The 6,456-nt window shown below is 40.6% G+C and carries 9 protein-coding genes; 6 read left to right on the forward strand and 3 right to left on the reverse strand.

The window, feature by feature from the left end:
• Positions 1-115 precede the first annotated feature (115 nt).
• From BIZ37_RS28910 to BIZ37_RS28925, 4 genes are all read left to right on the forward strand, one after another.
• A complete protein-coding gene (locus BIZ37_RS28910; protein WP_187464478.1) occupies positions 116-640 on the forward strand; it encodes an SPOR domain-containing protein in 525 nt (174 codons plus the stop codon).
• 223 nt (positions 641-863) lie between these two features.
• A complete protein-coding gene (locus tag BIZ37_RS28915; RefSeq protein WP_187464479.1) occupies positions 864-1,856 on the forward strand; it encodes a D-alanine--D-alanine ligase in 993 nt (330 codons plus the stop codon).
• 103 nt (positions 1,857-1,959) lie between these two features.
• Positions 1,960-2,133 (forward strand): YhfG family protein, encoded by a 174-nt coding sequence (locus BIZ37_RS30715; RefSeq protein WP_187464480.1) that lies wholly within the window; start codon positions 1,960-1,962, stop codon positions 2,131-2,133.
• Complete coding sequence (locus tag BIZ37_RS28925) at positions 2,123-2,761, forward strand: putative adenosine monophosphate-protein transferase Fic (protein ID WP_187464481.1); 639 nt, start codon at positions 2,123-2,125, stop codon at positions 2,759-2,761. The genes BIZ37_RS30715 and BIZ37_RS28925 overlap by 11 nt, the downstream gene beginning before the upstream one ends.
• 75 nt (positions 2,762-2,836) lie before the next feature.
• On the opposite strand, the gene BIZ37_RS28930 is transcribed toward BIZ37_RS28925, so the two are convergent.
• Entirely contained in the window at positions 2,837-3,808 is a 972-nt protein-coding gene (locus tag BIZ37_RS28930) for a tyrosine-type recombinase/integrase (protein ID WP_187464482.1), read from the reverse strand.
• A 94-nt stretch (positions 3,809-3,902) separates the two neighbouring features.
• Here BIZ37_RS28930 and BIZ37_RS28935 point away from each other — a divergent pair, with 94 nt between their 5' ends.
• A complete protein-coding gene (locus tag BIZ37_RS28935) occupies positions 3,903-4,367 on the forward strand; it encodes a DUF3319 domain-containing protein (protein ID WP_255526955.1) in 465 nt (154 codons plus the stop codon).
• A gap of 45 nt (positions 4,368-4,412) precedes the next feature.
• On the opposite strand, the gene BIZ37_RS28940 is transcribed toward BIZ37_RS28935, so the two are convergent.
• Together BIZ37_RS28940 and BIZ37_RS28945 are read right to left on the reverse strand one after the other, a co-directional pair.
• The gene (locus BIZ37_RS28940; RefSeq protein WP_222939882.1) at positions 4,413-4,904 is read right to left on the reverse strand and encodes a RimK/LysX family protein; all 492 of its coding nucleotides are present in this window, start codon (positions 4,902-4,904) and stop codon (positions 4,413-4,415) included.
• 114 nt (positions 4,905-5,018) lie between these two features.
• Entirely contained in the window at positions 5,019-5,624 is a 606-nt protein-coding gene (locus tag BIZ37_RS28945) for an HAD family phosphatase (RefSeq protein WP_187464483.1), read from the reverse strand.
• A 117-nt stretch (positions 5,625-5,741) separates the two neighbouring features.
• On the opposite strand from BIZ37_RS28945, the gene yciH reads away from it, so the two are divergent.
• Positions 5,742-6,065, forward strand: a complete 324-nt coding sequence (gene yciH, locus BIZ37_RS28950) for a stress response translation initiation inhibitor YciH (protein ID WP_187464484.1) — start codon at positions 5,742-5,744, stop codon at positions 6,063-6,065.
• Positions 6,066-6,456 lie beyond the last annotated feature (391 nt).

The raw sequence follows: 6,456 nt of genomic DNA on the forward strand, positions 1-6,456 counted from the left end.
CCCGTATTTCTTGTGATACAGGGCAGATAGTTGTTGATCTATCTTAAACTTAGGCTTGAATGGTGGAATTTCCGGCGGCAAAATGTGATGAGATTTTTTGTCTGGCAGAGAAATAATGAAAAAACTAGCCGTATTGGCCGTAGTTACGGCGATTTCAGGGTGCGCATCTGATTCAGGAAATACCGAGATAATTTCTTCCTCTACAGAAGAAGTGTTTATTCAAGAACAGTTAGAGTCTGAGACTCTAGCAAAGTTAGATGAAACTAAAATCGCTGATACAGGTAGCGCTAACCAAGAGACTGCATCAGAGGTTATCAAAAAGGCGGCTGAAGAAACCCCTTCGTCTGATGTTGCAATGTCTCAATCAGGTTATTCAATTCAGGTGTTGTCACTGAGTCATAACAAAGGCTTTACCACTTATATGAATAAACTGCCTTCAGACAAACCAGTCTGGAAGAATGTAAAGACTATCAATGGAATACCTTGGTATACATTGCTTTACGGCCAATTTGAGACAAGAGAGCAAGCACGCGCAGCCTTGGATGCCTTGCCTAATAATGTGAAAACATATGGACCTTTCATCAGAGATCTCGATGAGGTGAAGGCATCACCAACGCCTAAATTGACTCGTTTGAACTGATATCGAGAAACTAACCAATGACTATAGAGCCCACAACCGTCTCAGTGATGTTGTGGGTTTTGTTTATTTGATAAAGTAAAATTATGATTACTGAGCGAGTTTTAGCTTAATGGGCTGGCTTTTGTTAAAAAATCGAAAGAAATCCCCATAACCACAGATATGAGGTGCAATAGTCACCTTTTTTTTATTACTATTAAGGAAGAATTTTACACAAGGGATGATAATGAGCTCAATCCACGTTTTATTACTCTGTGGCGGTGGAAGCGCCGAACACGAAGTCTCTCTAGTATCTGCCAATTACATTGAACAGCAGCTCAAGCAGATTGACGACATTACTTATACCCGGATAGAAATGAAATCTGATGGTTGGTTCAATCATCAGGGACAACTATGTCACCTTAACCTTGATCGCACACTGCATCAGGGTGATGAAGCGCTGAAAATTGATTACGTGATTCCATGTGTTCATGGATTCCCTGGTGAAACAGGTGATCTTCAATCATTTCTTGATATGGCGAAATTGCCTTACTTAGGCTGTGGTGCAGAAGCGAGCACGAACTGCTTCAACAAAATCACGACAAAGCTATGGTTTGATGCATTGGGTATTCCAAACACCCCTTATGTATTCTTGAGTGAAAACAACGAACAAGCTCATCTACAAGCTGAAGAAGCGTTTGATAAGTGGGGCAAAGTGTTCGTAAAAGCAGCAAGCCAAGGTTCATCTGTAGGCTGTTACCGTGTCACTGAAAAGGAAGCACTTGCAAAGGCAGTCAATGATGCATTTGGTTACTCAGAGCAAGTGCTGATTGAAAAAGCGATCAAACCACGCGAACTTGAAATCTCATCTTATGAGTTCAATGGTGAACTGGTCATCACAAAACCTGGCGAGGTCTCTTGCCCGGATGATCAGTTTTACACCTACGAAGAGAAATACAGTGCAGATAGCCACTCTACTACAGCAGTAGAAGCGACTAACCTGACTGATGAACAAATCGAGCAAATTCGTCATTTCGCTCGCAAAGCCTTTGTTCATATGAAGCTTAAGGACTTGTCACGTATCGACTTTTTCCTAAGTGAAGACGGAGAGATTCTTCTCAATGAGATTAATACCTTCCCAGGTATGACACCAATCTCGATGTTCCCTAAAATGCTTGAGCACCATGGCCACACCTTCAAAGGCTTTTTGGAGCAGGCAATAAAGAACAATGTGAAGTAATGAAGAGCCGGGTTAGCCCCGGCTTTTTTCTTCCTAAACAAACTGGCTATACTTTCTAAAGTACGCCAACGATAATAACAATGATGAGGCAACAAGACTTTAAATGTTAACGGATGATGAAAAGCAGAGGCGCTTTAAGCAACTGCAAGCGAAGAACTATCGTGCGAGTTTACGATTAGAAGGGATCCACTTAGAACAAGAAGAGTGTGCCAACTCAGAGAGTGTTTTGAGTGAAATTGAACAGATTAGACAATTAAAAGGACACTATGCCAGATAGGTATGGGGTAGATAGAGACCCTGATTGTTATCCAGACACTACGGTCCTCATTAACTTACTCAACATTCGAGATGAGGATGAGCTTGAGGCGGCTGAACGGGACTTCACGCGAGTGCGGGCGAGTCACTTTGAACCAACCTTTGATAATCTCTCTTTTGACTACCTAAAACAAATTCACCGTACGCTTTTCCAAGACTTATACCCTTGGGCAGGCATGCCTAGAACGGTTGATATCACAAAAGGTGAAACGCGCTTTTGCCATTGGGAAAACATTGAGCGTGAAACAAATAAGTTACTTAATGAGTTAGCTGAAGAAGACTATTTATGTCAATTAGCGCTGGATGAGTTCATTGATAAATTGGCTTTTTATTATTGCGAACTCAATGTCATTCATCCCTTTAGGGAGGGAAACGGCCGGGTACAGAGAATATTCTTTGAGATATTGGCTATCAATGCGGGTTATGAAGTGTGCTGGGAAGGCATTGGGCTCAATGAATGGGTAGATGCAAATCAAGCCGGTTACTTTGGTAAAATGGAGCCTCTCAAAGCATTGTTCGAAAGAATTACGGCCCCAATCGATTTAACGGTTGGCTACGAGGAACATTGGACGGATGAGCCTAAAAGGTAGTAAATACTCCTATTCTAATGCACTATAATTTTATAGTTATGACCTAAATACAAAATTATTCTGGGACACTTTTGCTTATTTTTCCCAGGGTTTAGGTTTGATGAATTTGTTTACTTCTTTATCATGCCTGTCAGTGTTACCAACGTATTGAGCCGGCATCGCTGGGCTTTTCCAACGGCCTTGTTCTTGAATTTCAACAATAGATAATCCTGCATCAGAGAGATCTTTAGCTGCGCCTACACGAGGAGACTGGCCTGAGAATAGGGAGGTTTCCCCTAATCCGAGCTCGTCACTCGCTCGACGGAAGACGCGATAAATCGAAGAATGATCTAATGGTTTATCACCGATATTGCTGTGTCTGTCTATACGCCTGAACACAAAACCACTCTCAATCATGCCGATAACTAGCCAACGTTGTAGAGCTTTTGACGCGATACTACTGAGTGAAATTGTTGTTTGGTTGACATCTAAATCAATAAGCCCCGAGCTGTGAATGTATAGATTTTCAACAGAAAGGGCAGCAAGTTCGCTACGTTTAAGCATGGCTTCAAACATTACTGCCCATATTGCCAAATCTCTGATATCTTTAGGCTTTGTAGAGAGCTCGAAGGTATCAATCAATTGCTGAAGGTGCTCATCTCGAAATGGTGCAGCATTTTGGTAATCGTCGTGTTTCTCCAATTGCTGCTTTTTCATCGCGAGACGAATCTCTGATTTTGCACATGGGTCACTCAGGTTATGGCAGCGGTGTACGAGAGAGATGGTGACCATATATCGTTTTAGGCTGGCTAACTTTCTAACCTTTGCCATTTGCTCGATATAACGGTGAACCGTATCAGCTTTAGCCGGAAGTGCAGGGATATGTTCAGAGCGGCAAAAAGCCAGGAAATTATTCCAATCATTTTTAAATGAAATGAGCGTATTAGAAGCGTACTTGTCGTGAGTGAGTGTTCTCATGGATTCCACGGTATCTAATGGTTTAGTGAAGCGTTTTATACTCAACAAGCATTCTATTTCATCTTGTATTGGAGCAATCTCTTTAGCCATAGTTTATCTACCTAATGCACTATAATTTATTCACTATCATATTCTAATATAGATCTCCCGAAACTTCATATATAATCGCACAAATGTAACATTAATGAGCTTAAACAGCAGACAAACCAAAGTTTTGATGCTTATATTTAAAAATACTTATGAAAACATAAGGCTCATTATGGCTCAACAGAACGAGGCAGAAATGAAAAAAAGACTGTTCCATCGAGGCCACAATATTGAAAATGCCTCCGGAGCACCTGATGGTTGGAAAACAACTATCAATGGAAATACAATTATCAGTAAGCTAACTCTGGTAAAGAAAAGTATCGATTGGTGGTATGACATGCAAACATTTATGCCGCCTGAAAAATTCCTTGCTGGCAATAAAAGTGAACGAGTTGATCAGAAAATCGAAGAGTACAAAGGCTTTAAACTAATCAATGATAATGGAGAACCGAATGGTTGGTATGTCATGCTAGGCAGCAAGCTCTTAAAAGGTTCACCCTTAGCTATAAAAAAGCACTTAGATATGGTTGTTGCTAAACTCCAGCAAAACAAACAGCAATAAAAAAACGCCCAGAGTAGGGCGTTTATTTTTACTTGGCTAACTCAATTAATCGTTTTCATCGAGTTTCTCGACGTCGACTAAATAGTCACCTTCGAGCCAATTACGTCCGATCAGGAGTTTGTATTCTAGTTTACTCCTGTCTCGTAGGTTAACTGCAACAGTCTTATGCTCACCATTCCAGCCAAGATCCATCTTCACGGCATAACGTCTTTCTACACCTTGGGCATTTCTAATTTTACTGACTTTGACGATCTTACCTTTGTAAGTCGCTTCTTCGCCTTTTTCATTGATAGAGGTGAACTCAACGGTATGGCCAAGGTGGTCTCGCATGTTATCACTGTCACTTTCATCACCAATAACTTTAATATCTTTGGCATGAATAGATGTAGTAGCTGCACCAGTATCAATACGTGCTAGGTAATCCATTTCTAAATCATAGACTTTGATTGTCTCGACTTGACCTACAATCGATTTCGAATCGTCACTTTTTGACTCAGCCATGGCAAGATTGGAACCCATAACAGAGAATAACAACATTGCTGGGATAAAAAGTCTTTTCACGAAAACTCCTGACGCTTAGGTACAAATTATGTGGCAATATGCCATTTTTCAGATGAACGTTAAATGAATTTCATCGTAATAACAAAAATTCTAGTTAATTTTTAGCAAATTACGAATGTCTGAGCAGCTTTGTTGTGGCGATTTAAAGTGAAAAACTTCAAACCCAAGGGCTTTAGCGGCATCGAGATTTTTCGGTTGATCATCAATGAAAAGAGACTCGTTCGGGGTAATATCAAACCGTTGGCAAAGCAGTTCAAAAAATTCTGCTTCTGGCTTAATAGTAAGTTCTTTTCCGGATACCAAACCGCCATCAAACAGTTGGTAAAGCGCATGCCGCTCATTTAATTTTTCAAAAAAGGCACTGCTCATGTTTGTGAGAAAGTAAACAGAAAAGTTAAGGCTTAACACTTGGTTGACTAGATCATAGGTTTCATTAATTAAGTGGAGATTGCTCTGGATATGCTCAAAAAAATCTTCCATCCTTGATTCAGGTAGATTAACGCGAGCAGCACAACGAGGTATGGCTTCAGCCATCAACATCTCGCCACGATCAAGCGATAGCCAATCTGGGTGTTGCAGAACATGTTCAAGTAATAGGGCTTGTTCGTCCTGAGAGTCAGTAAACGTCGAGACGATTTTTGCAGGGTTCCATTCGAACAGCACAGCACCAAAGTCAAAAATAACGTTTTTAATCATAACTGTTTCCGTTACAGTACCTATTATTGATAGTATTCTGGTTCAGGTGATATTCAAATGTGAAATCGCAAGATAGTACCTGGTTCACAGATCCAAGAAATTAAACGAGATTTTCCCATGAACGACAACAGCCGCTTGGTATTTTCCACAGAAACTGGCCGCATCAAAGAAGAAAAACCAGCACCACAACGTGCTAAAGGTGACGGTATTGTCCGTATTCAACGCCAGACAAAAGGCCGTAAAGGTAAAGGAGTTTGCATCGTAACGGGTTTAGACCTGGAAGATGCTCAACTTAAATTGTTGGCTGCCGAACTGAAAAAAGTTTGCGGCTGTGGTGGCTCAGTGAAAGATGGCAACATCGAGATCCAAGGTGATAAGCGAGATGTAATCAAAACTGCACTTGAGAAAAAAGGCCATACAGTAAAATTGGCTGGCGGCTAATTTTAATCCTCAGTGATAACCAAGAATCTAGCCCTGAGCATTGCTTGGGGCTTTTTCTTTGATAATTTCCACGATAGCAAACTGACAAACGCATCCTGCGAAAGGCATTTTGCTTATCTGCAAATTATCTACTTTATGGTAAATTGGCATTACGGTTAAATTGCCGCGAAGTGACAGTGTAATTGAAAAGAGAACTGTAACCTGATGGTGGAGAGAGAGTGGGATACAAACGCAAAACGTTATAGGTACTAATTGACTACTTATAAAGATAGATACTTAATTTAACATAATATACATAATGCGCACTCACAGTGTAGCCACAAAGCTAAAGTGTCTCTTTTCTACAAAGTGAAAATGTCCTGTTTTTCCTATGTTGATCAGACCCTGTCTG

Source organism: Photobacterium sp. BZF1 (assembly GCF_014349205.1).
Taxonomy (GTDB): Bacteria; Pseudomonadota; Gammaproteobacteria; order Enterobacterales; family Vibrionaceae; genus Photobacterium.

Bases quoted from the DNA above. Each gene is read 5' to 3' on its own strand.
- BIZ37_RS28925 (WP_187464481.1), top strand. From the start codon at position 2,123: ATGCCAGATAGGTATGGGGTAGATAGAGACCCTGATTGTTATCCAGAC.
- BIZ37_RS30715 (WP_187464480.1), top strand. From the start codon at position 1,960: ATGTTAACGGATGATGAAAAGCAGAGGCGCTTTAAGCAACTGCAAGCG.
- BIZ37_RS28915 (WP_187464479.1), top strand. From the start codon at position 864: ATGAGCTCAATCCACGTTTTATTACTCTGTGGCGGTGGAAGCGCCGAA.
- BIZ37_RS28945 (WP_187464483.1), bottom strand. From the start codon at position 5,624: ATGATTAAAAACGTTATTTTTGACTTTGGTGCTGTGCTGTTCGAATGG.
- BIZ37_RS28910 (WP_187464478.1), top strand. From the start codon at position 116: ATGAAAAAACTAGCCGTATTGGCCGTAGTTACGGCGATTTCAGGGTGC.
- BIZ37_RS28930 (WP_187464482.1), bottom strand. From the start codon at position 3,808: ATGGCTAAAGAGATTGCTCCAATACAAGATGAAATAGAATGCTTGTTG.
- BIZ37_RS28940 (WP_222939882.1), bottom strand. From the start codon at position 4,904: ATGTTGTTATTCTCTGTTATGGGTTCCAATCTTGCCATGGCTGAGTCA.
- BIZ37_RS28935 (WP_255526955.1), top strand. From the start codon at position 3,903: ATGAGCTTAAACAGCAGACAAACCAAAGTTTTGATGCTTATATTTAAA.
- yciH (WP_187464484.1), top strand. From the start codon at position 5,742: ATGAACGACAACAGCCGCTTGGTATTTTCCACAGAAACTGGCCGCATC.